A 25,453-nucleotide genomic window follows, 5' to 3' on the forward strand; every position below is an offset into this window, starting at 1 on the left:
TCAAGGCTGGCCGGATTATTAACACACTGTGCACACCAAAAAACCCGGAATGGCTTTGCACCCCGATCACGATCCGCGGAACAGCGTGCTAATTCAGCCGCCGAACCAGCCAGCCCGTTGCACGGCCGTGATCGCCACCGCAGCGGCGATCAGCACCACCCAGGGCAACCAGCCCGGCATGCCGGGCTTGGGCTTGTTGGGATCCGGTTTCTTCTCGATCGGGCGGAATTTGACGACATTGTCGCTCATGCAGCGCTTTCAACCAATGCAGCGACACCCATGCCGCCGGCAGTACAGACGCTCAGCAAAGCGCGTTTTCCCGGCTCCGTCGAGAGCATCTTGGCCGTCAGCCCCAGGATGCGCGCACCGGTCGCAGCAAACGGATGCCCATAGGCCAGGCTCGATCCCTTGACGTTGAGCCTCGCCGGGTCGACCGGTCCCAGCACCTGATCGCGTCCCAACACCGTCTTGCAATAGGCCGGGTCCTCCCACGCCTTGAGCGTGCACAGCACCTGCGCCGCAAACGCCTCATGCAGCTCGAAATAGTCGATATCGGCAAAGCCCAGATTGTGGCGATCAAGCATCTCGCTGACCGCGATGGTCGGCGCCATCAACAGTCCCTCGCCATGCGCGAAGTCATTGCCCGCCACCCGCCCGGTGGTGAGATAGGCCAGCACCGGCAGTCCCCGCGCCTTCGCCCATTCCTCGCTGGCCAGCAGCACCGCCGAGGCCCCGTCGGTCAGCGGCGTCGAATTGCCCGCCGTCAGCGTGCCATGGCCGCTCGACTTGTCGAAAGCCGGCTTCAGCGTCGCCATCTTCTCGATATTGGCATCGGCCCGCACATTATTGTCCCGCACCAGCCCCGCGCATTGCACCAGCAGGTCGTCGTGGAACCCCTCGTCATAGGCTTTGGCCGCATTGCGATGGCTCGCCACCGCCAGCTCGTCCTGCGCCTGCCGGGTAATGCCCCATTCGCGCGCCATCAATTCGCAATGCTGGCCCATGGAAAGCCCGGTGCGCGGCTCGTTGACCGAGGGCGCCACCGGCGTCAGTTCCCCGAACGAAAAGCCCTTGAACGCCCCAAACTTCTCGCCTGTGCTGCGCGCCTTGTTCACATCGAGCAGCCGGTGCTGGAACTTGTTGCCGAAGACGATCGGGCTGTCGCTCACCGTGTCCGAGCCGGCGGCAATGCCGCTGTCGATTTCGCCCGCGGCAATCTTGGCCGCCAGCGTCAGCGCCGCCTGCAGGCTCGTCCCGCAGGCAATCTGCATCGTCGTCCCCGGCGTGCGCGGCGACAGCCCGGCATCCAGCAACGCCTCGCGCGCCAGGTTGAAATCCCTGGAGTGGTTGATGACGGCCCCCGCCATCACCTCATCCACCTTCTCACCCCTAAGCCCATATTTATCGGCCAGCCCCGCCAGCACCGTACCCAGCAGGGAGAGATTGGTTTCCGCGACATAAGCCGTATTGCCCCGCGCAAACGGAATGCGTGCCGAACCGACAATGGCAACCTTGCGAAGTTCAGTCATCTTACGCTTTCCCGTCTTTTCTTGCCTTGAGCGGCCCACCCAGGAATGGCGCAAAGCCCGTCCCCAGGATCACCCCGATATCGGCCAGCCCGTCATTGGCAACCACGCCCTCTTCCACCACCACTTCGGTCATGTCGACCAGCGGCTTCACCAGTTCCCGCCCCAGCCCGGCCAGGTCGGCATGCGCGGGCGTCTCGCCCTTCTGCGCCTTGCCGTCGACCCATTTGTAGAAGCCCTCGCCGCTCTTGCGGCCCAGCTTGCCCGCGCTCACCAGCCCGGCAAACTTGCTCTCGGCCGGCACGGCATGGCCCAGCTCGGTCGCCACCGACATGCCGACATCGAGGCCAACGGTATCCATCAATTCGATCGGCCCCATCGGCATGCCGAAGGCCACGGCGGCGGCATCGAGCAATTCCTTGCTCTCGCCCCGCTCGACCCGCTGCACCGCGCCCAGCATGTAAGGCATCAGCACCCGGTTCACCAAAAACCCCGGCGCCGATTTCACCACCACCGGGCTCTTGCCGATAGCCAGCGCAAACGCCGCGCCCTTGCCGATTTCCGCATCGGTGTTGAAACTCGACCGGATCACCTCGACCAGCGGCAATTGCGCCACCGGGTTGAAGAAATGCAGCCCAATCAGCCGCTCCGGCGCCATCAGCTTCTCCGCGATCCGCTCCAGCTCGATCGATGATGTATTGGTCGCGAGGATCGCCCCCGGCTTCAGCCTGTCTTCCAGCCCCCCGAAGATCGATTGCTTGACCTCGAGCTTTTCCACCACCGCCTCGATGATCACATCGGCCCGGCTGACGCCCTTGCCCTCGGGGTCGGCCTCCAGCCGCAGTACCGCGGCATCGACCTCATGCTTCTTCTTCAGCCGCTTCTTGAACAGCTTCTTGCCGCGATCCAGCGCCGGCTGGATGCGCTCCATGTCGAGATCCTGCAGCGTCACGCTCATGCCGCGCAAGGCGCACCACGCGGCGATATCCCCGCCCATCACGCCCGCGCCGATCACATGCACCCGCGCGAATTTAGCGCCCTTGGTGCCCTGCTTCTTCAACGCCTCGGAAGCAAAGAACACCCGCCGCAGATTGGTCGCCGTATCGCTCCCCATCAGCGGCACGAAAGCGTCGATCTCGCCGCGGATCATCGCCTGCCAGTCGTCGCCATGCTTTTCGAACAGGTCGATCAGTGCAAACGGCGCCGGGTAATGCTCCCTCCGCGCCTTCTTGCCCGCCTGGTCGCGCATCTTGCCGACCACATAGCTGCGCAACGGCCCCATCGCCATGAGCTTCTGGAACGGCGCCGCGCCCACCGCCTTGCGCTTCTGCAACACCGCCTTGCGCGCTTCCCAGCGCAACATGTCGCGGTGCCGCACCAGCTTGTCGACCAGGTTCATGCCCTTGGCCGCCCCGGCCTTGAGCATGCGCCCGGTCAGCATGATCTGCATCGCATCGACCGGCCCCGCCTGGCGGATCGACCGGCCCGTGCCGCCAAAGCCGGGAAAGATGCCAAGATTGACTTCCGGAAAACCGATACGCGTCTTGTCGTCATTGACCGCCACCCGATAGTGGCAGGCCAGTGCCAGTTCGAGCCCGCCGCCCAGGCAGAAGCCGTGTATCCCTGCAACCACAGGTATCTTCAGCGCCTCGATCCGCGCGAACAGCGCATGCGTCCGCTTCAGCGCCTCCGGCAGCACCGAAAAGTCGCTCATCGCATCGAATTCGGAAACATCGGCCCCGGCAATGAAACCGCTATCCTTGCCCGATAGCAGGATCACACCATCAAGCTCCCCGGTCTGCGCCAGTTCCTCGAACCGCTCCACGAGTTGTTCGAGCTCCATGATCGCCTGCCGGCTCAGCGTATTCACCGGCGCATCGGGCGTATCCATGGTGAGCCAGCCCAGATTCTCCACATCGCGGTGGAAACGCCAGTTCCTGGTCTCGGGCATCTGCGGCTGGATCATGTTTGCTCCTCTCGCCACGCCCCCGTGGTTCGAGGGTCGCTGCGCTCCCGCCTCACCATGAGGGCTACTGGGAGCACCGTTTCAAAGCCCCATCGGAGCTCTTCGATCTCAAAGTAGCCCTCATGGTGCGGTGCGAACTCTTCGCGCGCCTCGAACCACGAGGGCGTGGCCCCTACTCCGCCGCCGCCTTGTGCTTTCCCTCTGCAGCCAACTCATCCATGGCGAAATCGTTCACTGCCACGGCCCGGTCGGTCGCCTCATCCGCCGCCCGCATGATTCCGGCCTCATTCCCATTTAGCACACCCGCCGCCACGGCATCGTCGATCGCATCCCGATCCAGCCGCCTCTCGATCACGCCCTTGCGTGCCGCCTTGACGAACTTGGCTTCCACCTCTTCCGCTTCGGTCACCTTGATGAAGGCATCTTCCAGCACGCCCGTGACGTCATCGGGGTCCATGGACACATAGGTCCCCGTCGTCAGCCTGTCGCGGAAAGCGCCCGGCCGCAGTACCGCTCGTACAAAGCGATAGTTCACCCGGTCCGAAGCCGGCTTGGCATGCCGCCCCAGCGGAAAGCACAACACCCGCATGGCCCAGGCGAACAGCGCATTGGGGAAATTGGCGAACACTTCGCCAAAGGTTGCTTCAATGGCCGCGATCCGGTCCGCCATGATGGCGTCGACCAGCGGCTTGTCCTCGGCAATCTGCCCTTCGTCCTCGAAGCGGCGCAGGGTCGCCGACATGAGATAGAGGTCGCTCAAAATATCGGCCATGCGGCCGGAAATCTTCTGCTTGCGCTTGAGCTGCCCGCCCAGGAACACCGTGGTCCAGTCGGCCGTGAGCGCAAAGGCCTGCGCATAGCGATGGAGCTTCCGATACCAGCCGGCCATCACCCCCTGGTTCGGCGTCGAGGCAAAGGCGCCATTGGTCAGACCATGCAGGAAGCTGGCCACGATATTGCGCAGCATGAATTTCGTGTGGCCGCCAAACGCGTCATCGAACTGGTCGAGCCCCGCCTTGCGATCCGCATTCTGCGCCGCCTCGATTTCCTTGTAGAGGAACGGATGCGCCCGCAGCACGCCTTGGGCAAAGGTCATCAGCGTGCGCGTCAATATATTGGCGCCTTCCACCGTGATGGCCACCGGCGTCGCCATATAGCCGCCGAACAGGTAATTGCCCGGCCCGTCCTGGATGGCCCGGCCACCATGAATGTCGAAAGCATCATCCACGCTGTCGCGCATCGCTTCGGTCGTGCGATATTTCAGCAGAGCCGAAATCACCGCCGGCCGCTGGCCTTCATCCACCATTGATGCCGTCAGCCGCCGTGCCGCCTCATAGGTATAGGCGCGCTTGACCATCTCGCCGAGCGGTTCGGCCACGCCCTCCATGATACCGACCGGAATGCCGAACTGCCGCCGCACCCGCGCATAGGCCGAGGTGACCCGCAGGCTCTGCTTGATCGAAATGGAACCGATAGCCGGCAGTGAAATGGCGCGCCCGGTGGAGAGGCACTCCATCAGCATGCGCCAGCCCTGCCCGGCATAGTCGGTGCCCCCGATCAGGAATTCCATCGGAATGAACACGTCCGTGCCGCTGGTCGGTCCGTTCATGAAAGCCTGTCGCGCCGGAAAATGCCGGCGGCCGATCTCGACGCCCGGATGGTCATGCGGCACCAGAGCCAGCGTGATGCCGATATTCTCGCCCTTGCCGAGCAAATTGTCCGGGTCCTTGAGCACGAAGGCCAGCCCCACCAGCGTGGCGATCGGCGCCAGCGTGATATAGCGCTTGTCCCAGGAGAGGCGCACACCCAGCACCTCCTTGCCCTGATGCGTCCCCTTGGTGACCACGCCGATATCGCGCATCCCGCCAGCATCCGACCCCGAATGCACACCGGTCAGCGCGAAGCACGGCACTTCCAGCCCTTTGGCCAGCCGGCCGAGATACTTTTCCTTCTGTTCGGCCGTGCCATATTTTTCCAGCAACTCACCGGGCCCGAGCGAATTGGGCACCATCACCGTGATCCCCGCCGCCACCGAGCGGCTGGCAATCTTGGAAACGATCATCGACTGCGCCTGCGCACCAAAGCCCAGCCCGCCATGTTCCTTGGCGATCAGCATGCCGAGGAAACCCTTGTCCTTGAGGAACTGCCAGACCTCGGGGCTGAGATCGGCGCGATTGTTGCGCGTGTCCCAGTCGTCGATCATGGCGCAGACCTCTTCGGTCGGGCCATCGAGAAACGCCTGCTCCTCCGCGCTCAGCGTCAGCGGGCGGATGGCGGTGAGCTTGCTCCAGTCCGGCCGCCCGGAAAACAGCTCCGCATCCCAGCCCACCGTCCCGGCATCGAGCGCTTCCTGCTCGGTGCGGCTCACGCGCGGCAATATGGATTTGACCGCCCCGTAGATGGGCGTGATCAGCAGCGGCTTGCGGATGACGGCGACGCTCAGCAACAGCAGAACCGCGCCGATGACCAGCAGCACAAAGCTGCCCGCCCCCAGCCCATAGGCCATCCCGCTCTCGGGAAAGCCCAGCCCCGACAACAGGCCGATGGCCAATACGGCCAACCCCCACTGCCATAGCGGACTTTCCCGCATGGCCAGAACGGCGAAGACGACGAGGCTGATGGCGATAAGCGCAAAGATCACGACATGCCCTCCATGGCGTCGCTCGCGCCAGCAGGGCCGAGCAACTCAATCCCCGGAACGTCAGACCTCGCCGAATCGTTCGGCCGATCGGCCCGTCGCACCGGGATCATAGCGCGACCGGCCCTGATTGTTGAGGCCAGTCTAGCAAGGTTTACGTATACGTCAACTAAATGCCGATTACGTCTTCCGCTCCAATCCATCAGCGGGCGTCTCCCTCCCCCTTGTGGGGAGGGTGGCCCCGAAGGGGTCAGGTGGGGGTATCTCCCCGCGAGTCCAGTGTGCTTGACTCACCCCCCACCCTTGATCCCTCCCCACAGGGGGAGGGAGACGACTGCGAATTCCGCAGCACCGCTCCCCTGCCCCATACGTCCAACCCCCAACCGATCCACAGGCTCGGGCAGCCGTTTGACGCTAACGTAAAGCCATGAAATATTCGTCACACAAATGGGCGCCAAAGCCCGTGCCAGAATCGGCACATTCCGGAGGAACCATAGCCATGACGACGACCGATACCGCCGCCCCGCTCCGTCCCTGGATAGCCAACTATCCCGAAGGCATGGTCTGGGATATCGAGGTCGATACGCGGCCCATGCATGAACAGGTCCTCGCCGCCTGCGCCAAGACCCCCTCCGCCATCGCCCTCGATTTCCTGGGCGGCACCACCACCTTCGGCGATCTCGCCAAAAAGATCATCGCCTTTGCCGGCGCCCTGCAGCACCAGTTCGGCGTCAAGAAGGGCTCCAGGGTCGCGCTGATGCTGCCCAATACGCCTTTCTACCCCATCGCCTATTACGGCGTGCTCCGCGCCGGCGGCACCGTGGTCAATTGCAACCCGCTCTATACCGTCCCCGAGCTTGGCCACATCACCTCCAATGCCGGTGCCGACATCATGATCACGCTGGATCTGCAGCAGATCTACGAAAAGGCCGAAAAGCTGGTCGCGGCCGGCCATGTCAGCTCCGTCGTGGTCTGCCATTTCCCCGATGCGCTGCCTTTGCTGAAGAAAATCCTCTTCTCCGTGGCCAAGCGGAAGGACCTGGCCCGGCTCAACGCCTCCCCGATCCGCGACCGGATCACCTGGTTCCACGACATGATCGACCGCAACGAGACGCCCGATGCCGTGGTCATCGATCCCCAGCACGATATCGCCGTCCAGCAATATACTGGCGGCACCACCGGCATTCCCAAGGGCGCCCTGCTCACCCACGCCAATATCGCGGCCAATGCCGATCAGTCGGCCAAGTGGTTCACCACCATGTTCAAGCCGGGCAACAAGGCCATCGCCGTCCTGCCCTTCTTCCACATCTTCGCCATGACGACCTGCCTCAACATGCCCCTGCGCTCGGGCATGGTGGTCTACATGCTGCCCCGCTTCGAGCTCAAAGGCTTCCTCGCTTTGCTGGTGCGCGCCAAGCCCAATCTCATGCCCGCCGTGCCGACCCTGATCTCGGCCCTCGCCAATAATGACACCGTGACCCGCGAGCAGCTCGACAGCATCGAGCTGATCGTCTCCGGCGGCGCCGCCCTGCCCGGCGAATTGCGCGTGGCTTTCGGCAAGAAATCGAGCGCGCAGTTGATCGAGGGCTACGGGCTGACCGAGGCCTCCCCGGTGGTCTGCTGCGGCCAGTTCCACGGCGTGAACAAGGACATGTCGATCGGCCAGCCCCTCCCCGCCACTGATATCCGCTTCGTCGACGTCGATAGCGGCAAGCCGGTCGGGACAGGCGAGGATGGCGAATTGCAGGTCAAGGGCGCCCAGGTCATGGTCGGCTATTATGACGATCCGGATGCGACCCGCGACGCTTTCATGGATGGCTGGCTGCGCACCGGCGATGTCGGCCACATGGACGAGGAGGGCTATGTCTTCCTGGTCGATCGCATCAAGGACCTCATCATCTGCTCGGGCTTCAACGTCTATCCCCGCACCATCGAGGAAGCCTTGATGACCCATGATGCCGTCGAGGAAACCAATGTCATCGGCGTACCCGACGAATATCGCGGCGAGGCGCCCGTGGCCTATGTCAAGCTCAAGGCCGGCCATTCGTCCACCGAGGACATTTTGAAGAAATTTGTTGCCGAGCGCCTCAACAAGATCGAAATGCCCAGGGAAATCATCTTCAAGGATGCCCTCCCCAAGACCCTCATCGGCAAGCTCTCCAAGAAAGAGCTGCGTGAGGAATACGCCCAGACGAGAGCCAGGAAGTGAACCGTCCCGTGCCCGAAAACCGCGACCTGTTCGCCATTGCCGATCTCGCCAGGGAGTTCGGCATCTCGACCCGCGCCATCCGCTTCTACGAAGCCAAGGGCCTGCTCGCCCCCGAACGCGTCGGCGCCACCCGCATCTTCCGCAGAAGGGATCGGGCTCGCCTGATCCTCATCCTGCGCGGCAAGCGCCTCGGCTTCTCGCTGCGCGACATCTCCGACTATCTCAGCCTCTACGACGCCAACCGCAGCCAGCAGGTCCACCTCCTCACCGCCAAGGTCGACGAACGCCTCGCCTCCCTCGAAGCCCAGCTCCAGGATTTGCAGACCACCATCGCTGAACTGAAGGAAATCCGGAAATTGGCCGACGAGCGCCTGGACAAGGCGGGGTAGCCTTGAATTCTTGTACGCAAGAGCGTACGTAGTCTGGCAAGGAGATAACCCATGCGTGCCAAATCCATTTCCGACTTTCGCAAGAATATCGCCGCCGATATCGATGCCGTCGTGACCGATATGGAGCCGCTGATCGTTACCAGGACCGGCGGCAAGGAGCCTGTCGTTGTCGTGTCCCTGGCAGAGTTCGAATCCTGGAAGGAAACCCTCCACCTCTCGAGCACCCAGGCAAATGCAGAGCGTCTGGCTCGGGGCAATGCGGATTTTGAAGCCGGGCGCGGCATTGCGGCCGACTGGCCGGAATGAAGCTGCTCTTCACCGAGCCGGGCTGGGAAGACTACCAATATTGGCAAGCCAATGACCCCGATCTGTTCGGAAAGCTCAACACCCTCATCAAGGACTGTCGGCGCTCACCATTTTCGGGCCTGGGAAAACCGGAGCCGCTGAAGGGTAATCACAAGGGTTGGTGGTCGCGCCGCATCAGCAAGGAACACCGCCTGGTCTATCGGCTCGAAGGCGATGTGCTCTGGATCAATCAGTGCCGCTTCCACTACGAGCGCCGCTGATTATTTCCGCCCCTTCACATTCTTCGTCATCAGATCCGGCTTCTTCGGCTTCACCCAGCCCTTGGGCGGCTGCCGCACCGGCACCTGTGTCCCCAGCCCCATCGCCCCCGGCGGCGGCTGGCTGACCGTCACCGTATCGGGATCGCCTTCCTGTATCGGCGCCTCCCCCTTGATCCGCGCCATCTCGTTGCGCAACGCGGTCGCCGCCTCGAAATCCATTGCCTCCGCCGCCGCCTGCATCTGCTTTTCCAGCAACACCAGGCGCTCATGAATGGATCGTGATGACATCATACTCTCCGCATTCACAGGACCCACCCTCCCCCTTGTGGGGAGGGAAGCGAGATAGGACTTAGCTTGCTAAGTCCGTTGAATCGAGCAGGGTGGGGGTATGGTTCCGCAAACACAGTGCCCGTGACTCCCCACCCTTGATCCCTCCCCACAAGGGGAGGGAGACGACTGCATCTTCGGTGGCTAAGTCGCCCCTATAAACACCATCATATCCTCAAGCGTCGCCGCCTCGCTTGCCGGCTTGTCCCAGCGTATCCGATTGATCCGCGGAAACCGCAGTGCCACCCCGGACTTATGCCGCGTACTCTCCTGCGCCGAGTCGAAAGCCACCTCGAACACCAGTTCCTTCTTCACCTCGCGCACCGGCCCGAAGGCCTGCACCGTATTGGCCCTGATCCACTTGTCGAGCAGCTTCAGCTCCTCGTCGGTAAAGCCGAAATAGGCCTTCCCGATGGGCACGATCTCATTCCCCTTCCACACGCCGAACGTGTAATCCGAATAGAAGCTCGACCGTTTGCCATGCCCCCTTTGCGCATACATCAGCACGGCATCGACCACATTGGGGTCCCGCTTCCACTTGAACCAGTAGCCCTTGGGCCGTCCCGGCACATAGGGCGAGGTCCTGAGTTTTATCATCACCCCTTCATGACCATGCTCGTCCGCCCCCTGCCGCCGCTGCCGCGCTAGGTCGTCCCAGTCCGCAAACGGCAGCACTTCCGACAGATCGAGCCGGCTCTGCGGATTGCCCACGAACCACGCTTCCAGGCGCGCCCGCCGCTCGGTCCATTCAAGCGCCCTTATATCCTCGCGCCCATCGAACAGCATGTCATAGACCCGGATAAAGGCCGGCGACTCCTTCAGATGCTTGGCGCTCGCCACGCGTCTGTTCAGCCGCTGCTGCAAATCGTTGAACGAACCCGCCTCGAAATCCCGACCCACCAGCAATTCGCCATCCAGCACGCCCAGCCCATGCACATTCTCGACAATGTCAGGGAAGGCCGGTGCGATATCATCCCCCGTGCGCGAAAACAGCGACACCGTGCCCCCGCCCAGCACCAGTTGCACCCGTATCCCGTCCCACTTCCACTCCGCCGCAAAATCCCGCGGATCGAGCCGCGCCAGATCCTTCTCCTCGTCGATGGGATTGCTCAGCATCAGCGGATGAAACCGCGCCGACTGGTCGATATCCGGTCGCCCCGCCTTGCCACCCAGCCAGGCGAACAGATCGAGATACGGCACCTTGAGCCCATGCCACACCTCCTCGATCTCCTGCACGTCAACCCCGCTCATTTCCGCCAGCGCCGTCTTGGCCAGCCGCGCCGAAACCCCGATCCGCAGCGCCCCCGTTGCCAGCTTCACCAGCGCCCAGCGCTCGTTGATCCCGGCCTGCGTCAGCAAGGCCGCAATCAGCTTCGGCAAGTCCGACTTGGATGTCGTGTTGAACAGCTCGATCAGTTCCGTCAGTGAGGGCAAATCCCCCTGCTGCCCGTGATGCGGCCAGATCAGCGCAATCGTCTCACCCAGGTCGCCGACATAGTCGTAGCTCATGGCGAACAGCGTCTCGTCCACCTCACGCAACACCGTCTCCTTGAGCAAAGCCGGCTTCACATTGCGGAAGCTCAGCGCCCCGGTGAGCACCGCCAGCGCATAGCCGCGATCCGGGTCCGGCACCTCGCGGAAATACTGCGTCAGCGCCGTCAGCTTGCGCGTCCGCGACGGCGTCAGCGCCAGCAGTTCCAGCAATTGGGCAAAGCGCTTCATTCCGCCTCGCCCTCCCCGCCATCGTCCTCGAAGCCCTGGATATTGAGCGGCTCGGCTTGGAGTCCTTGAGACCGGCACCAGTAGACCAGCGCATCCTCCCGCCCATGCGTCACCCACACGGTCTCGGCTTTGGTCTCATGGATGGTCTGCTGCAATTCGCCCCAGTCGCAATGGTCCGAAATCACCAGCGGCAATTCCACCAGCGCCTGCCTGGCGCGTTGCTTCACACTCATCCAGCCCGAGGCCTGGCACGTTACCGGATCGGGAAACCGCCGGCTCCAGCGGTCGCGGATCGCCGAAGGCGGCGCGATGACGATCTGCCCCGCCAGTTCCGCCTTGGGTACATCCAGCGCCGGCCGCAACGCGCCCAGCGGAACCCCCAATTCCTCATATAGCGCACACAGCCGCAGCATCGCCCCATGCAGATAGATCGGCGCGTCCCACCCCGCATCCCGCAGCAGCGCGATCACCCTTTGCGCCTTCCCCAGCGCATAGCACCCCACCAGATGGCTCCGCTCGGGCTGGTCCGCCACCGATTTCAGCAGCCGGGCAATCTCCACGCTGGGGTGCGGATGCTGAAACACCGGCAGCCCGAACGTCGCCTCGGTCACCAGCAGGTCGCATTCCACGAGCTCATACGGTTGCGCCGTGCGATCAGCGAGCCGCTTATAGTCGCCGGTCACGACCACCCTCTGCCCGCCCTGCTCCACCAGCACCTGCGCCGAACCCAATATATGCCCGGCTGGATAAAAGGTGATGGTCACATCGTCGATGCGATATGGCACGCCAAAATCCAGCGCTTCGAAACTGCCGGCGCAATCCTCGCCATAGCGCACCTTCATGATGGCGATCGTGTCCGGCGTCGCCAGCACCGCCTTGTGGCCACTCCGCGCATGATCGGCATGCCCATGCGTAATGATCGCCCGCTCCCGCGGCACGGACGGGTCGATATAAGCGTCGATGGCGCGGATATGCAGGTTACGGTCAAGGATAGGACTGGCCATGGCATTCCCTAACGCAATTGCTCAGGACAGGTTCACACCGGAGCCGCCATATTCCCCCTCTCCCCTTGTGGGAGAGGGATAGAAAATCCTCGTCCAGAGGATTTTCGAGGGTGAGGGGTTCTGCGTCATCCTATGCTTCGAGCGTCCTGAGTGGGCAGGTTCGAGCCGGCACAAACTGCCTGCCGGCAGCGTCAGTCCCTGTCAGCAGCCCGGAAAATTCCGCAAATCCGGCCCCGTGGCAATGGCATGAAAATTGGATGACCAGCGGCAGTTTATTGCCGAGGCGCCCATGTCCTTCTCCGTTTCCGCCAATATGCGCTCCTTCCCGCTGGGCAACCTGCTCGGCCCCGATGCCACCAGCAAGCTCAGGCCCCAAAGCGCCGAGGAAGAATTCCTCGAAATCGCCAAAAAGTCGCCCCTCGAACGCCTGCGCGACAAGATCCTCGAAGACATGAAGATGAGCGAAGAGGACATCGCCGCCATGTCCCCCGAAGACCGTCAGGTCGTCGAGGGCGAAATCAAGCGCCGCATGATGGAAGCCCTGCAGGCGTCGACCGATACCGGCAAGGTTATCGATAAGACGGCCTGAACCAGGCGCCACACCATCAGTCGGCGTCTGCCTCCCCCTTGTGGGGAGGGTGACCCCGAAGGGGTCGGGTGGGGTATCTCTCCGCAGACTCGGTGCGCTGACACCCCCACCCTCGATCCCTCCCCACAAGGGGGAGGGAGGCGCAGGAGCCAGCCTCACATCACCTTGCTCACCTCCAGCAATCCCGGCCGCTTCTCGTTGGCCGCCGATATCGCCGCTTCCCCGCCCAGCACCACGACATACCCATGCCGTGCCACGGCATCCACCGCCTCAGCCATGCGCTTGAAGTCAGCCACCGATGTCCCCAAAATCTCGTCACGTCGCTGTTGGCGGATCGCATCCGTCGTCCCGGTCAGTTGCCGCCACATCGAGGAATAGCCCTTGGCATCGGGGAATTCATACCCGTCCACATCCCCGATCACCCCGATAATCGAGCGCGTCAGGTCATTCTCCCCGATCCCGGCATTGAGCGCCTTGCTCGCCCCGTCATAGGCGTCCAGCGTCTTGAGCAGGTTCGGATCGCGATAGCTCAAAAAGCTGAAATTCCCGCTCGTCAGGTCGAACCGGCTCGACCCGCCATAGGCCCCGCCCTGCACCCGCACCTTGTCCCACAGATAGGTCGTGTTGAGGAATTTCAGCACCACTGCCGAAGCGCCGGTCATTTCGAAACCCAGCGCCCGCAGGTTGGCTCCCTTGCCCACATAATTGACCTGCGCCGGAATGATCAGCCCCTCCGACTTCGGCGCATAATCGATGGCCCAGTCGGCAAAGGCAAAGTCCCCATCCGGCAGCCGCCCGAGGAATCCCTCGATCTCGCCCTTCGCCCGCTCCCACAGCGTCCCATCGGCTGTGACATTCACCACCATGCGCCCACGATTGAACAGCGTATCGCGAATGCGCTTCAGCGCCGCTTCGACACTGTCCCAATCGCTCTCCACCCGCTGCACCAGCTCACGCAGGAAATTGAGATAGCTCACCCCACCCAACTGCTCGGCGATCCAGCTCGCCTCGGTCAGCCCGGCATTGAGCCGCGTATTGACGATAGCATTACCACCCGGCACCAGCCGCGCCTCGAAGCCCGCCTTTTCCTCCAGCGCCATCTGCTTGAACCGCGCCCGGTTATCCAATCGCGCATCGAGCAGCACATCGCCCATGATGGCGAGCATTTCCTCGACTCTATCCGGCACCGCCTTGCCCGACAGGAAGAACCACGCCGCGCTGCCATCGCTGCCCTGCCGCGCCGACAGGCCCCGATGCTGCGCAATGCCGCCCGTCGCGCGCCCGATGCGCTGCGTCAGGCTCACGAAATCTTCCTTGCTCGTCCCCGTCTGCAGCAGCGCCCGCCCGAACAGCGGCAGATAGGGCAGCAGGTCCTTGTCCAGCACATGCAGGTCGAAGCCCAGGTCGAGATAGACGATCCCCAGCGTCGGCAGGTCATGGTAGAACAGCCGCGCCGCGCCCATCCGGCCGATCTCGATCGGCACCGTCTTGCTCTCGCGCGGCAGGTCGCCCAGACCAAGCGTCGGAATCTTGGCCAGCAGCGCCGGGTCGTCCACCTCTTCCTGCAACGCCTTGAGCCTGTCCGTCTCGGCCACAACGGCCTGCAGCGCCGTCTCATCCAGCCCCGCTCGCACGCCGGCCAGAATCTCGGCTTCCTTCGCCGCCTCCCGCGCGCCCTGCTCCGGGTCGGCGCTGAGCGTCACCGTCGTACGGTGCGTGTTGTCGAGGAACAGCCGCCGGATTTCGCTGGTGAAATGCCCCTTGCCGGCCTTCTCCTTGAGGTCGGCGAGCGCGTCCTCGAACTTGAGCTGCCCCAGGGGGTCGCCCTCATGCAGCCACGTCCCCAGCGCGTTGAACATGTAGACCATGCCGCGTGGATAGGACCCGGTATTGTTCTCGCGCAGCGAAAACTCGAACGTATTGGCCGCTGCCTCGAGCTGCTCGGGCACAAAACCCTTGCTGGCAATCTCTTCCAGCGTCGACAGGATCAGCGCCTCGACCTTCCCGGCATCCTGGGGGTCGATGCCCTTCATGCCAAAGCTCGCCATCGGCTGCCGCAGCCCGTTGCCGATCCCGCCGCCCGTCATGCCCTCGCCCAGCCCGCTCTCGGTCAGCGCCTTGCGCAAAGGCGCCGCCGGATTGCCCGCCAGCAGGTAGCTCAGCATGCCGTGGCTCAGCGCCTCGGTCCGGTCCGCGGGCGGATCGATCATCCAGTTGACCGACACCATCCCGTCCCGCGCCTTGCCCGCATCCTTGGTCCCGGCATAAGTCGCCACCACCTGCCGCGGCGCATTGAACCGCGGCTGCAGCTTGACCTCCGCATCCACAGGCGCCCGCTCGAACTGCGAGAAATACTCGTCCAGTATCGCCAGCCGCTGCCCCGCATCGTCATCGCCGGAGAAGAAGGCCCGCGTATTGGACGGATGATAATAGGTCTGATGGAAGCGCTTGAACTGCTGGTAGCTCAGCGCGGGAATGACCTTCGGATCGCCCCCCGAGCTCTTGCCATAGGTCACATCCGGATAAAGCGAGCGCTGCGAAATATCGCGCATGACAGCGTCGGGCGACGAAAACACGCCCTTCATCTCGTTGAACACCACGCCCTTGTAGACCAGCGGCGAGCCCGCATCCTCCAGCTCGTAGTGCCACCCTTCCTGCCGGAACGTGTCTTCGCTGATCAGCGGAAAGAACACCGCGTCCAGATACACATCCACCAGGTTGTAGAAGTCCTTGAGATTCTGGCTGGCCACCGGATAGGCCGTCTTGTCCGGAAAGGTCATGGCATTGAGGAAGGTGTTGAGGCTCCCCTTGATCAGCTCCACGAACGGCTTCTTCACCGGATATTTCCGGCTCCCGCACAGCACCGAATGCTCGAGAATATGCGCAACGCCCGTCGAATCCTCCGGCGGCGTCTTGAAGGTGATGCCGAACACCTTGTTCTCATCGTCATTGACGAGACTGAGCACTTCCGCCCCGGTCTTCCGATGTCGATAGAGCAGCACCTGGCTGTTCACCTCCGCGATCTGTTCGTCACGGATGAGTTCGAAAGCGGGATGGGACATGGGACTACTCGGGCGGGTTCTTGTTGTTCAGGACAAGGTAGGGATGGCAGGCGCAATGCGCTAGGGGCGTCACGCCCTCGTGGTTCGAGGCGCCCAAGCGGGCGCACCTCACCATGAGGGCTACTGGAGCCACAGCGTGTTTTGAGACCTCATGGTGAGGTGCGAGCTCTTCGCGAGCCTCGAACCACGAGGTCGGGCATTCTAGACACCGCCCCTGATCTCCGGCTTCACTTCCTTCTCATACCATTCCCCCAACTGCCCCATCAGCGCCGGGAACAGGCTCTTGTGTTCGCTGGCCGCCACATTGTCCGCCAGTTGCTCCGGCTTGCTCACCCCGGCAATGACAGTGCTTACCTGCGGATGATCCAGTATCCACCGCAGTGCGAACTGGCTCATCGGCAGCGCCTCGGGCGCCAGCCCGCGCAATTCGGCCACCAGCTCCACGCCACGCTCGAAGCGGATGCCCGAAAACGTCTCGCCCACCGAAAAAGCCTGGCCATCGGCATTGTAATTGCGGTGGTCCGACGCCTCGAACCGAGTCGTCTTGTCGAATTTCCCACTCAGCAGCCCACTCGCCAGCGGCAGCCGCACGATGATGCCCACATTCTTCTCCGCCGCCTTCGGCAGCAGTTCCTTGGCCGCATCCTGCCGGAACAGGTTGAAGATGATCTGGAGGGTCGCGCAGCCCGCCTGCTCCAGGCAGATCAGCCCCTCGTCGATCGTCTCGACACTGGCACCCCAATGCCGCACCAGCCCCTCCGCCTTGAGCTCATCCATCCACCCGAAGATGGCCCCATCCTCCAGCACGGCCCGCGGCACGCAATGCAGTTGCGCCAGGTCCAGCGCCGCCACGCCCAGCCGATCGGCCGATCCCTTGAGGCTCGCGCGAATGCCGTCCTTGGAATATTTGTCGGGAAACAGTCCGCTGCCCCGCCCCAGCTTGGTCGCCACATGCACGCCGGGCCCCTTGGCATGCGCGCCGATCCGGCTTTCGCTCAGCCCCCCGCCATAGACATCGGCCGTATCCCAGAAATTGACGCCCGCCGCATTGGCCGCATCGAGAATGGCCCCCGCCGTCTCGTCCCCCACCGGCCCGAAATCCCCGCCAAGCTGCCAGCAGCCCAGCCCGATTTCGCTGACCTCATAACCCGTCTTGCCCAGCAACCGCGTCTTCATCTTGTTCTCCTTATGCCGCACCACCTATCCACCGAGGACCGGTCGACATTCAGCTCAGGCTGAGCCGAAAATGCTGTTTCTCGAGAACCGGACCGGAGCGTACATCAGTACGTGAGGACCGGAAGCGCAGAGAACCGGCAATTTGCAGGCCAGCATCAGCTGAATGCCGACTGGTCCTTAGCGCAGCCAACCGGTGGGGCGCGGATGCAGTTCCATCTGGCCATCCTTCGTCGCTTCGTCGATAGCGGCGATTTCCTCCTCCGACAGGCTCAGATTGTTGAGCACGCCCAGATTGTCCTTGAGCTGGTCGAGATTGCGCACCCCGATCAGTGCCGAGGTCATTTCCGGTCGCCGCAGCACCCAGGACAGCGCAAGCTGCACCATGGTCTGGCCACGGCTATGGGCGATGTCGCCCAGCCTGTCGACGGCGGCGAGCACGCGCGGCTCGATATGGCTGGCGCGCAGCGAGCCATTGGGATTTTCCCCGCGCGTGCCCAATCTGTCGCCCGAATTATACTTGCCCGACAGCACGCCCTGCGCCAGCGGCGAAAAGGCGATCATCCCAATGCCCAATTCCCCGCAGGCATCGATCGTATGGTCGTTCTCGATCCAGCGGTTGATCATCGAATAGCTGGGCTGATGGATCGTGGTCGCCACGCCCATTTCCTTGAGGATGCGATGGGCCTCACGCGTCTCGGCTTGCGGATAGCTTGAAATGCCGACATAGAGCGCCTTGCCTGATCGCACCGCATGGGCCAGCGCCCCCATGGTTTCCTCGAGCGGCGTTTCGGGATCGTAGCGGTGCGAATAGAAGATATCGACATAGTCGAGCCCCATCCGCCTCAGGCTCTGGTCGAGGCTGGCCAGCACATATTTGCGGCTGCCGAATTCGCCATAGGGCCCCGGCCACATATTGTAGCCGGCCTTGGTGGAAACGATCAGCTCATCGCGATAGGGGCGGAAATCGCGCGCCATGACCTGGCCGAACAGCTCTTCCGACGAACCCGCCGGCGGCCCGTAATTGTTGGCGAGATCGAAATGGGTAATGCCCTGGTCGAAGGCATAGCCGAGGATTTCCATGGCGCTGGGATAGTCGCGCGTCCCGCCGAAATTCTGCCACAGGCCTAGGCTGATGACTGGCAGCTTGAGGCCGGACTGGCCCGAGCGCCGGTATTGCATCGTGTCATAGCGCGCCGTATCGGCCCGATAGGTCATGGTGGTCTCCCAACGATTTCTCGATTTGGCCCGGTGGGCGGGCAATGATATGAGCGGGCCGATGACGAAACCGACGCGCGATATGAACGCTAATCTGCCCCAAGCCATCCAGCCATACAAGGTGATGGCAATCTATAAATTCGCCGACCTGCCCGACGCCGAAGCCATCCGGCCGGTGCTGGCCCAATTCTGCTGCGCCCGCGACATCAAGGGCACGCTGATCCTGGCGCCCGAAGGCATCAACGGCACGGTAGCGGGCACCGCGGAGGCCATCGACGCACTGGCCGGCATGCTGTTGTCGGGCGCGCTGTTCGCCGGTCGCCTCGCCGGCGCGGAAGTCAAATATTCCACCGCAAGCACCATGCCTTTCCTGCGCATGAAAGTGCGGCTCAAGCCCGAAATCGTCACCCTGCGCGCACCCGAGGCCAACCCGGCCAAGACAGTCGGCACCTATGTCGAGCCCGGGGACTGGAACAGCCTCATCACCCGCAACGACGTGGTACTGGTCGATACCCGCAACGACTATGAAGTCGGCCTGGGCACCTTCCAGCGCGCGCTGGACCCGGCGACCAAGAACTTCACCGAATTCAAGGATTACGTGGCCACCCATCTCGACCCTGTCAGGGACAGGAAGGTCGCCATGTTCTGCACCGGCGGCATCCGCTGCGAAAAGGCATCGAGCTACCTGCTCAGCCAGGGTTTCGAGGAAGTCTTCCACCTCAAGGGCGGCATTCTCAAATATCTCGAAACCGTGCCGGAAAGCGAAAGCCGCTTCAGCGGCGAATGCTTCGTCTTCGACGAGCGCGTCTCGGTCACCCATGGCCTGGCCGAAGGCGACGCCACCCTGTGCCGCGCCTGCCGCCACCCGCTGACATCAGCCGACCGCGCCGCCCCTGATTATGTCGAAGGCATCAGTTGCCCCCATTGCGCCGAAGACGGGGCCAGACGTCGTGCCGCCGTGGAGCGCGCCAGACAGATGGAACTGGCGGCCCGGCGCGGCGAGGCGCATCTGGGCGATGCTGCCAGCGACATCGCGGCCCGCAACAAGGCAGCCAAGCTGGCCCGCCGCACGGCCGACCGCGAGCGCGCTCGCAAAGACTAGACCACCAGCCCGGCCTGCCGGGCCGCCGGCATGAAACTGCGGCTGACCGGCAGGCGCGTGCCATTGGTCAGTTCGAGTGCCACCTTGCCATTGCCGCGATGAACCTGCCGCACGGCATCCAGCGCCACCCAATGGGCCCGGTGTATCTGCAGGCCCGGCACCGCGCCGGTTTCGCGAATGGCATCGGACAGGCGCATCAGCACCAAAGCGTGGCCACGGTCGGTGACCACATCGACATAGTGGTCGGATACCGACAGGTGGAGCAGCTTGCCGCGCTGCGGATGGGGCACGCGTTCGAGCACGGCTGGCGGCGCCGGCGGCGGCGCAGCGGCTTCGGGAGCGGGCGCGGTGCGTTTCATGACCACGGTCATGACCACGATCGCGCCGGCGACGACCAGGCAATAGAGCCAGATACGCTGCGGGGGCACGGGCATGCCGCCTGAAGCGAAAAGGACGACGCCATAGACCACGAGCCAGGACGGGATGCTGGCCGCCAGCGTGGCGATGACGATGCGCTGGGGCAGCGCGGCGACGCGGCCGGCCAGCAGATCGAGCGTCACGCGGGCGACGGCGCGGCTGCCGACATAGCTCGGCACGACGATTGCCAGCCAGTAGAGCAGCCGCCCCGGCAGGTCGAACTGGCTCATGGTTTCAAAGGGTCCCGACACGCCCAGAACCAGGCTGGCGGCGGCCATGCCGGTCAATACGCGCGGCGAGGTGAGGCTGGCCTGCATGTCACGCAGCGCAGAATGCAGGGGCGATCCGTTCACGTAGGCAACCGTCCTTTGGCGCATTGTCGTTTGAGGCGGCGCGAGCATAGCGCCACACCGGCTTCCGGCAAGCCCGCCACGACTGGCGGCCATAACAAAGGAAGCCCTTCATGACCAATCTTTTCGCCACCCTCGCCCAGATCCTCGCCAATACCCCCTTCTGGGTCTGGCTCATCCTGCTGTTCCTCATCTGGCGCGGACTGGGCAGCACGGTTCCGCGCGATGCGGGACTTACCCGCCTGCTGCTGATGCCGGGCGTGCTGTTGTGCCTGACGCTGTGGTCGGTGCTGAGTTCGGGCCTGTCGACCGCCATTCTGGCGGGCCTGATGCTGGGCGTGCTGGCCGGCATTGCCGCCGGACTGGCGCTGGAGCATCGCAACCCGGCCATCAACCTGGGCAATGGCCGCATCAGGCTGCCGGGCGAATGGACGACGCTCTTCGTCATTCTCGTGGTGTTCGCGACCCGCTATATCCGCATCGTCGCCGGCATCATGGCGCCCGCTTTGGCCGCCAGCGCCCCATTCCTGGTCGTCATGGGCGCCTTTTCGGCCTTCAATACCGCCATGCTGGTTACCCGCACCGTGCTGCGCCTGCGCGTAATGCTGGCGCCGGCGCCCCTGGCGGCGTAAGCGGCCTTCCCCATTGCAATTGTCGATGCTAGGCTGAAATTCCTCCGTGAATTTGCCTAGCATCATAAGCCAAACCGATGGACCTCGACCAGCTTCGCACCTTTGACCGCATCGTGCGGGAGCAGAGCTTCACCCGTGCGGCCGCCTATCTGAACATCACGCAGGCCACGGCCTCGATGCGGATCAGGGCGCTGGAAAACCTGCTCGGCGTATCCCTGTTTCGGCGCGGCCGCACGCTCTCACTGACCGACCAGGGCATGACCTTCCTGCCCTTTGCCCGGCGCATCATCGGCACGGCGCAGGAGGGCCGCGAGGCCCTGCGGCGGGTGGAGCGCGGCCGCATCGCCATCGCCTCGCTGCGCAGCCTGGTCTCGCCGCTGATCACCGAACCGCTGCTGCGCTTCCAGGAACAGTATCCCGGCGTCGATGTCGTGGTGAGCGAGGGCCGCCAGTCCCAGATCGCCGCCATGCTGCATGAACGCGACGTCGAAATGGGCATCCTCTGCTGGCCCAATATCGACCCGCTCGTGGTCGATCTGGTGCCGCTGGTCATCATGCGCGAGCGCGTGCCGCTCGTCGTAGCCCCCGAAATCGCGGCGCAGCTATCTGTCCAGCCCAGCATCGACGAAGTGCTGGCGCTGGTGCCGCGGGTGATTTCGCTGCGCTGGTGGCAGGCCGAGCCCGAAACGGCCGCCGCCCTGGTGCGCCTGGCCAAAACCAGCGTCGAACTGCCCACCGGCCCGGCGCGGCGTCTGGCCATCAAGGGCCAGGGCCTGGGTTTCTTCGTCAATTCCGCCGTGGCCGACGACGTGAAGGCCGGCCGGCTGGTGGAAATCGCCCCGGTCGATTTCGAACCGCTGCACCGCGACACCGCCATGGTCGTGCGCTCCCCGGCCGCGCTTGAACGACCCATGCTGGCCGCTTTCGTCGCCGAGATCGCCCGCGAATGCGAAAGCGTCGGCGTGATCGTGGACAACCGACTGGAGGCGCTCAAGGGCGCCGCCTGACGGCTACGAGATTGCCGGATTGGCCGCCCAGAATTGCAGCAGCGCGGCCCGCAACGCGTCGGTGGCGTCCAGATTGGCCATATGTCCGCCTTCGGGCAATTCGACCACGCTCAGATTCGGCCGCGACCCGACCCGCGCCAGCGTCGGCCGCAGCCGGCGATTGACCGCGCTGTCACGCCCACCCACCAGCACCAGCATGGGTCCGACAAAAGCCAGCGCATTGGCAGTGAAATCGTAGCGGCGCACCTGATCGGAGATGACCCTCCCCACCTTCGGATCGAAACCGGCCAGCATATCGGCCACCAGCGGCCGGGCGGGGCTATTTCGCGTCGTGCCCGCCGCCGTCATCCGCGCCAGCAGGCTGGCCCCGAACAGCCGATAGAGCAGCGTCACGGCCGGACCGGATATGGCCGGCAGGTCGAGCGACCAGGACGTGCCGAAGGTGCTGAACGTGGCAAAGCGCGCGCCATGGTCCGCGAGCATATGCAGCGCCAGGATGCCGCCCAGCGAATTGCCCACCCAATGCACGCGCTCGGCCCCGGCATGATCGAGCAGCGCCACCAGATCATCAGCCATCACGGCAATAGTGAACCCCTCCGCGGGATACCCCGTCGGCGCCGCCGACAATCCGTGCCCCCGCAGGTCCGGCACCAGCACCCGAAAACCCTGGCCGGCGAAGAAAGCCGCATCGGCCAGGAACTGGCGGCCATTGGCGCCCAGTCCATGACACAGCACCACTACCGGAGCGCCGCGCTCGCCGAATGCCCGATAGGCCAGGCTGGTGCCGTCACCCGCTGCGAAACGGTGCTGCGTCCCGGACGCGCCCTGAAGATCATGCATTGCCGATGAGAATTCCCGCCGCGAAAACCAGTGAGCCCCCCAGCACCACCTGCAACACGGCCCGCCAGAATGGCGTCTGCATGTAGCGGTTCTGGATAAAGGCAATGGCCCACAGTTCCACGAGAACAATGGCGATGGCAACCGTGGTGGCGGTGGTGAAGTCGGCGATGAGATAGGGCAGCGCATGGCCCAGCCCGCCAATCGCCGTCATGATGCCGGCGGCCAGTCCCCGCTTGATGGGCGAGCCGCGCCCGGTCAGCTTGCCGTCGTCGGAAGCCGCTTCGGTAAAGCCCATGGAAATGCCGGCGCCGATCGCCGCGGCGAGCCCGACCAGGAATGTCTGGTGCGTATCGCCCGTGGCAAAGGCCGCGGCAAATACCGGGGCCAGCGTCGACACCGAACCATCCATCAGCCCGGCCAGCCCCGGCTGCACATAGGTCAGCACGAATTGCCGATGCGCCTCGGTGGATTCGCTGTCACGCCCCTCGGCCCCAAGCACCCTGGCATCGATCTTGTCGGCGGCATCGGCATGCTTGCGCTCCTGCGCCGCGAGGTCACCGAGCAGCTTGCGGATACCGGCATCGGTGGCCTGCTTGGCCGCTTCCATATAGAAGCGATAGGCCCCCTCCTCCATCTCCCACACCTGCTGGCGCACCGCTTCGAGCGTCAGCGTCTTCATCAGCCACAGCGGCTTGCGCGGCACGAAACCGCGCACATGCTCGCGCCGAATGGGCACCAGCCGCTTGCCAAAACGCTCGACATAAAGATCGAGCAGCCGCCGCCGATGCTCGTCCTCCTCGGCCGCCATGGCTTCGAATAAGGCCGCCGAGCCGGGATAGGTCTCGGCCAGCCGCGTGGCAAATTCGGAATAGATGCGCCCATCCTCCTCCTCGGCCGCCACCGCCAGCGACAGGATTTCCCGCTCGGACAGGGAAGAAAAGGCGCGGCGGGCATCGGGGCGGAGAGAAAACATGGCGCTTCACACTTTGGAATGGTTCTAAACAATTATTAGAACCATTCTAATGTGTTGGCAAGAGTGCGTGATGCAAGAAGGGGTTGGCGAACCCCAGCCGGATGTCCGGGCTCTTTCCCTTCTCCCCTCGTGGGAGAAGGTGCCCGAAAGGGCGGATGAGGGGGCGCCGAGTTATCCGCTGGCGTTGAAGCATGACAGAGCGCAGCCCCCTCACCCGGAAATCCGCTGAACGCGGATTTCCACCCTCTCCCACAAGGGGAGAGGGTCGGACCGCCTCATGCATCCAAAGTCACACGCTCCGCGAGGAGGAGGAAGGCAACTAAACCAGCATCGACTGCTGTGCAAAGATCGCCGCCATCGCCCCATGCGAACTCGCCAGCGTCACCGACGCCATCGGATTGGCCAGGTCTCCCGCCGCATAAATGCCCTTCACGCTGGTCTCGCGTCGGTCATCCACCTTGAGCGCAATGCCGACAGGCGTATCCACCACCTCCAGCCCCAGAGCCTCATGGAGGTTCGCCGAGGGCCGGTTACGTGGACGGGCAAACAACACATCCACCGCCACGGCCCTGCCCGTATCGAGATTGACGCTGGAAAGCCGCCCCTCCACATGGGCAATTTCGCTGATCCTGCCATCGACAACAGGCACATTGCGGCGCGCCAGGTCCGCCCGCTCGTCGGCGGAAATCTCATGCCCATCGGCAAACAGCGTCAGCCGGTCGGTCCAGTCATGAAACAGCGACACCGCATGCAGACTCTGCGGCCCGCCATAGACCAGCCCCCCAATGCTGCCCCGCCACTTCGAACCCGTCGCAATAGGGGCACGGCACGATGGACTTGCCCCAGCATTCGGCAAAGCCCGGTATGTCGGGCATCTGGTCGCTCACCCCATAGCTGAGCAGCAGGCGACGCGCCCCGAGGCTTTCCCCGTCATCAGTCAGTACCGAAAAATCGTCCAGCGCCCCGCTGACGCTGTCGGCTCGGGCCTTGACCAGCTTGACCGTGGGATAGCGCGCCAACTGCTGGCGCGCCTGCGCCAGGATGTCCAGCGGCGGCTTGTGGTCATGCCCGAGCAGGCCATGCGAATGCCCGGCAAAGCGATTACGCGGCAATCCGGTATCGAGCACCGTGACCTTGCGCCGGGCGCGGCCGAGCTGCAAGGCACCGGCCAGGCCGGCAAAGCTGCCGCCGATGATGATGACGTCATCCATGATGATGGGCTCCGTGATGTGGATGAAGGGGATTGGGCGTGGCCTGCCGCGCGATATCGTCGAGCGACACCCGCTCCAGCCGCGCCGCCAGCAGCGCTTCGGCATCGGCCAGGAAGTCGCCCATCACCGAATTGACCGTGCGGACGATGCCACACTGGATATCGCCCGGATCGCTTTCGGTGCGGATCAGCAGGCTCTCCCCCATGGCGGCATAGACCTGGCGCAGGCTGATCTCGGCGGCGGGCCGCAACAGGCGCCAGCCGCCATCATGTCCCTTGCTGGCCGCGACGATGCCGGCCTCGCGCAATGTGCCCAGCACCCGGCGCACCACGACCGGATTGGTCATCAGGCATTGGGCAAGGGTGGTTGATGTGATCGCCTCCTCCGGCTGCTTGTGCAGATGGACGAGCGCATGAAGGGCGAGCGAAAGGCGGCTGGAACGTTTCATGTAACTTTTATTGTTACATTGCTCGAGCTTGTCAACCCTGATCCTGCTTCGCGCTTTCGCCGCACGGACGGGATGCTATGTTGG

Annotated in this window: 22 protein-coding genes and 1 pseudogene; 8 read left to right on the forward strand and 15 right to left on the reverse strand. The window is 63.8% G+C overall.

What is annotated here, in order from left to right; genetic code table 11:
- Positions 1–93: 93 nt before the first annotated feature.
- The 4 genes from NVV79_RS11270 to NVV79_RS11285 form a co-directional block, all read right to left on the reverse strand.
- Complete coding sequence (locus NVV79_RS11270) at positions 94–249, reverse strand: hypothetical protein (protein ID WP_303989272.1); 156 nt, start codon at positions 247–249, stop codon at positions 94–96.
- The gene (locus tag NVV79_RS11275) at positions 246–1,529 is read right to left on the reverse strand and encodes an acetyl-CoA C-acetyltransferase (RefSeq protein ID WP_303989275.1); all 1,284 of its coding nucleotides are present in this window, start codon (positions 1,527–1,529) and stop codon (positions 246–248) included. Before NVV79_RS11275 ends, NVV79_RS11270 begins: the two co-directional genes overlap by 4 nt.
- A gap of 1 nt (position 1,530) precedes the next feature.
- Positions 1,531–3,492, reverse strand: coding sequence for a 3-hydroxyacyl-CoA dehydrogenase NAD-binding domain-containing protein (locus NVV79_RS11280; RefSeq protein WP_303989278.1), 1,962 nt, complete (start codon positions 3,490–3,492; stop codon positions 1,531–1,533).
- 172 nt (positions 3,493–3,664) lie between these two features.
- Positions 3,665–6,133, reverse strand: coding sequence for an acyl-CoA dehydrogenase (locus NVV79_RS11285; protein ID WP_303989281.1), 2,469 nt, complete (start codon positions 6,131–6,133; stop codon positions 3,665–3,667).
- 496 nt (positions 6,134–6,629) lie between these two features.
- On the opposite strand from NVV79_RS11285, the gene NVV79_RS11290 reads away from it, so the two are divergent.
- The 4 genes from NVV79_RS11290 to NVV79_RS11305 are packed head-to-tail and all read left to right on the forward strand — an operon-like array spanning position 6,630 to position 9,294.
- The gene (locus NVV79_RS11290) at positions 6,630–8,339 is read left to right on the forward strand and encodes a long-chain fatty acid--CoA ligase (RefSeq protein ID WP_303989284.1); all 1,710 of its coding nucleotides are present in this window, start codon (positions 6,630–6,632) and stop codon (positions 8,337–8,339) included.
- Positions 8,336–8,728, forward strand: a complete 393-nt coding sequence (locus tag NVV79_RS11295) for a MerR family DNA-binding protein (RefSeq protein WP_303989287.1) — start codon at positions 8,336–8,338, stop codon at positions 8,726–8,728. Before NVV79_RS11290 ends, NVV79_RS11295 begins: the two co-directional genes overlap by 4 nt.
- Positions 8,729–8,779: 51 nt before the next feature.
- Positions 8,780–9,034: a type II toxin-antitoxin system Phd/YefM family antitoxin gene (locus NVV79_RS11300; RefSeq protein WP_303989290.1), complete on the forward strand. Its 255-nt coding sequence runs from the start codon at positions 8,780–8,782 to the stop codon at positions 9,032–9,034.
- On the forward strand, positions 9,031–9,294 hold the full coding sequence (locus NVV79_RS11305; RefSeq protein ID WP_303989292.1) for a Txe/YoeB family addiction module toxin: 264 nt from the start codon (positions 9,031–9,033) through the stop codon (positions 9,292–9,294). The genes NVV79_RS11300 and NVV79_RS11305 overlap by 4 nt, the downstream gene beginning before the upstream one ends.
- On the opposite strand, the gene NVV79_RS11310 is transcribed toward NVV79_RS11305, so the two are convergent.
- From NVV79_RS11310 to NVV79_RS11320, 3 genes are all read right to left on the reverse strand, one after another.
- Positions 9,295–9,582, reverse strand: a complete 288-nt coding sequence (locus tag NVV79_RS11310; protein ID WP_303989294.1) for a UvrB/UvrC motif-containing protein — start codon at positions 9,580–9,582, stop codon at positions 9,295–9,297.
- Between the two features lie 183 nt (positions 9,583–9,765).
- The gene (locus NVV79_RS11315) at positions 9,766–11,343 is read right to left on the reverse strand and encodes a cisplatin damage response ATP-dependent DNA ligase (RefSeq protein ID WP_303989297.1); all 1,578 of its coding nucleotides are present in this window, start codon (positions 11,341–11,343) and stop codon (positions 9,766–9,768) included.
- Positions 11,340–12,347 carry a ligase-associated DNA damage response exonuclease gene (locus tag NVV79_RS11320; protein ID WP_303989300.1) on the reverse strand — a complete coding sequence of 336 codons (1,008 nt, stop codon included), beginning with the start codon at positions 12,345–12,347 and terminating at the stop codon, positions 11,340–11,342. Before NVV79_RS11320 ends, NVV79_RS11315 begins: the two co-directional genes overlap by 4 nt.
- A gap of 289 nt (positions 12,348–12,636) precedes the next feature.
- On the opposite strand from NVV79_RS11320, the gene NVV79_RS11325 reads away from it, so the two are divergent.
- Positions 12,637–12,936: a hypothetical protein gene (locus NVV79_RS11325; protein WP_303989303.1), complete on the forward strand. Its 300-nt coding sequence runs from the start codon at positions 12,637–12,639 to the stop codon at positions 12,934–12,936.
- A gap of 155 nt (positions 12,937–13,091) precedes the next feature.
- Here the strand turns inward: NVV79_RS11325 and NVV79_RS11330 are convergent, their stop codons facing one another.
- From NVV79_RS11330 to NVV79_RS11340, 3 genes are all read right to left on the reverse strand, one after another.
- On the reverse strand, positions 13,092–15,998 hold the full coding sequence (locus NVV79_RS11330) for an insulinase family protein (RefSeq protein WP_303989306.1): 2,907 nt from the start codon (positions 15,996–15,998) through the stop codon (positions 13,092–13,094).
- 201 nt (positions 15,999–16,199) lie between these two features.
- Positions 16,200–17,174: an aldo/keto reductase gene (locus NVV79_RS11335; protein ID WP_303989309.1), complete on the reverse strand. Its 975-nt coding sequence runs from the start codon at positions 17,172–17,174 to the stop codon at positions 16,200–16,202.
- A 177-nt stretch (positions 17,175–17,351) separates the two neighbouring features.
- The gene (locus tag NVV79_RS11340) at positions 17,352–18,389 is read right to left on the reverse strand and encodes an aldo/keto reductase (protein ID WP_303989312.1); all 1,038 of its coding nucleotides are present in this window, start codon (positions 18,387–18,389) and stop codon (positions 17,352–17,354) included.
- A 61-nt stretch (positions 18,390–18,450) separates the two neighbouring features.
- Here NVV79_RS11340 and NVV79_RS11345 point away from each other — a divergent pair, with 61 nt between their 5' ends.
- On the forward strand, positions 18,451–19,491 hold the full coding sequence (locus NVV79_RS11345) for a rhodanese-related sulfurtransferase (RefSeq protein ID WP_303989315.1): 1,041 nt from the start codon (positions 18,451–18,453) through the stop codon (positions 19,489–19,491).
- Here NVV79_RS11345 and NVV79_RS11350 read toward each other — a convergent pair.
- Positions 19,488–20,261: a LytTR family DNA-binding domain-containing protein gene (locus NVV79_RS11350; RefSeq protein WP_303989318.1), complete on the reverse strand. Its 774-nt coding sequence runs from the start codon at positions 20,259–20,261 to the stop codon at positions 19,488–19,490. The two genes, NVV79_RS11345 and NVV79_RS11350, sit on opposite strands and share 4 nt — an antisense overlap.
- Positions 20,262–20,371: 110 nt before the next feature.
- Between NVV79_RS11350 and NVV79_RS11355 the strand changes: the two genes are divergently transcribed.
- Together NVV79_RS11355 and NVV79_RS11360 are read left to right on the forward strand one after the other, a co-directional pair.
- A complete protein-coding gene (locus tag NVV79_RS11355) occupies positions 20,372–20,890 on the forward strand; it encodes a DUF6622 family protein (protein WP_303989320.1) in 519 nt (172 codons plus the stop codon).
- A 77-nt stretch (positions 20,891–20,967) separates the two neighbouring features.
- Positions 20,968–21,897 carry a LysR family transcriptional regulator gene (locus NVV79_RS11360; protein ID WP_303989322.1) on the forward strand — a complete coding sequence of 310 codons (930 nt, stop codon included), beginning with the start codon at positions 20,968–20,970 and terminating at the stop codon, positions 21,895–21,897.
- 3 nt (positions 21,898–21,900) lie between these two features.
- Here NVV79_RS11360 and NVV79_RS11365 read toward each other — a convergent pair whose 3' ends face one another.
- From NVV79_RS11365 to NVV79_RS11380, 4 genes and pseudogenes are all read right to left on the reverse strand, one after another.
- Positions 21,901–22,737: an alpha/beta fold hydrolase gene (locus NVV79_RS11365; protein ID WP_303989326.1), complete on the reverse strand. Its 837-nt coding sequence runs from the start codon at positions 22,735–22,737 to the stop codon at positions 21,901–21,903.
- A complete protein-coding gene (gene mbfA / locus NVV79_RS11370) occupies positions 22,730–23,710 on the reverse strand; it encodes an iron exporter MbfA (protein ID WP_303989329.1) in 981 nt (326 codons plus the stop codon). The genes NVV79_RS11365 and mbfA overlap by 8 nt, the downstream gene beginning before the upstream one ends.
- Positions 23,711–24,029: 319 nt before the next feature.
- Positions 24,030–24,921 (reverse strand): annotated as a pseudogene (locus NVV79_RS11375) (NAD(P)/FAD-dependent oxidoreductase).
- Positions 24,914–25,369 (reverse strand): Rrf2 family transcriptional regulator, encoded by a 456-nt coding sequence (locus tag NVV79_RS11380; RefSeq protein ID WP_303989332.1) that lies wholly within the window; start codon positions 25,367–25,369, stop codon positions 24,914–24,916. The pseudogene NVV79_RS11375 and the gene NVV79_RS11380 overlap by 8 nt, the downstream one beginning before the upstream one ends.
- Between the last annotated feature and the right edge of the window lie 84 nt (positions 25,370–25,453).

It is taken from the genome of Devosia ginsengisoli, from assembly GCF_024707105.1.
Taxonomy (GTDB): domain Bacteria; phylum Pseudomonadota; class Alphaproteobacteria; order Rhizobiales; family Devosiaceae; genus Devosia; species Devosia ginsengisoli_A.

Excerpts from the sequence above, each read along its gene's own strand:
- NVV79_RS11270 (WP_303989272.1), bottom strand. The coding sequence starts at position 249 with ATGAGCGACAATGTCGTCAAATTCCGCCCGATCGAGAAGAAACCGGAT.
- NVV79_RS11275 (WP_303989275.1), bottom strand. The coding sequence starts at position 1,529 with ATGACTGAACTTCGCAAGGTTGCCATTGTCGGTTCGGCACGCATTCCG.
- NVV79_RS11280 (WP_303989278.1), bottom strand. The coding sequence starts at position 3,492 with ATGATCCAGCCGCAGATGCCCGAGACCAGGAACTGGCGTTTCCACCGC.
- NVV79_RS11290 (WP_303989284.1), top strand. The coding sequence starts at position 6,630 with ATGACGACGACCGATACCGCCGCCCCGCTCCGTCCCTGGATAGCCAAC.
- NVV79_RS11300 (WP_303989290.1), top strand. The coding sequence starts at position 8,780 with ATGCGTGCCAAATCCATTTCCGACTTTCGCAAGAATATCGCCGCCGAT.
- NVV79_RS11305 (WP_303989292.1), top strand. The coding sequence starts at position 9,031 with ATGAAGCTGCTCTTCACCGAGCCGGGCTGGGAAGACTACCAATATTGG.
- NVV79_RS11310 (WP_303989294.1), bottom strand. The coding sequence starts at position 9,582 with ATGTCATCACGATCCATTCATGAGCGCCTGGTGTTGCTGGAAAAGCAG.
- NVV79_RS11315 (WP_303989297.1), bottom strand. The coding sequence starts at position 11,343 with ATGAAGCGCTTTGCCCAATTGCTGGAACTGCTGGCGCTGACGCCGTCG.
- NVV79_RS11320 (WP_303989300.1), bottom strand. The coding sequence starts at position 12,347 with ATGGCCAGTCCTATCCTTGACCGTAACCTGCATATCCGCGCCATCGAC.
- NVV79_RS11325 (WP_303989303.1), top strand. The coding sequence starts at position 12,637 with ATGTCCTTCTCCGTTTCCGCCAATATGCGCTCCTTCCCGCTGGGCAAC.
- NVV79_RS11330 (WP_303989306.1), bottom strand. The coding sequence starts at position 15,998 with ATGTCCCATCCCGCTTTCGAACTCATCCGTGACGAACAGATCGCGGAG.
- NVV79_RS11335 (WP_303989309.1), bottom strand. The coding sequence starts at position 17,174 with ATGAAGACGCGGTTGCTGGGCAAGACGGGTTATGAGGTCAGCGAAATC.
- NVV79_RS11340 (WP_303989312.1), bottom strand. The coding sequence starts at position 18,389 with ATGACCTATCGGGCCGATACGGCGCGCTATGACACGATGCAATACCGG.
- NVV79_RS11345 (WP_303989315.1), top strand. The coding sequence starts at position 18,451 with ATGACGAAACCGACGCGCGATATGAACGCTAATCTGCCCCAAGCCATC.
- NVV79_RS11355 (WP_303989320.1), top strand. The coding sequence starts at position 20,372 with ATGACCAATCTTTTCGCCACCCTCGCCCAGATCCTCGCCAATACCCCC.
- NVV79_RS11360 (WP_303989322.1), top strand. The coding sequence starts at position 20,968 with ATGGACCTCGACCAGCTTCGCACCTTTGACCGCATCGTGCGGGAGCAG.
- NVV79_RS11365 (WP_303989326.1), bottom strand. The coding sequence starts at position 22,737 with ATGCATGATCTTCAGGGCGCGTCCGGGACGCAGCACCGTTTCGCAGCG.
- mbfA (WP_303989329.1), bottom strand. The coding sequence starts at position 23,710 with ATGTTTTCTCTCCGCCCCGATGCCCGCCGCGCCTTTTCTTCCCTGTCC.
- NVV79_RS11380 (WP_303989332.1), bottom strand. The coding sequence starts at position 25,369 with ATGAAACGTTCCAGCCGCCTTTCGCTCGCCCTTCATGCGCTCGTCCAT.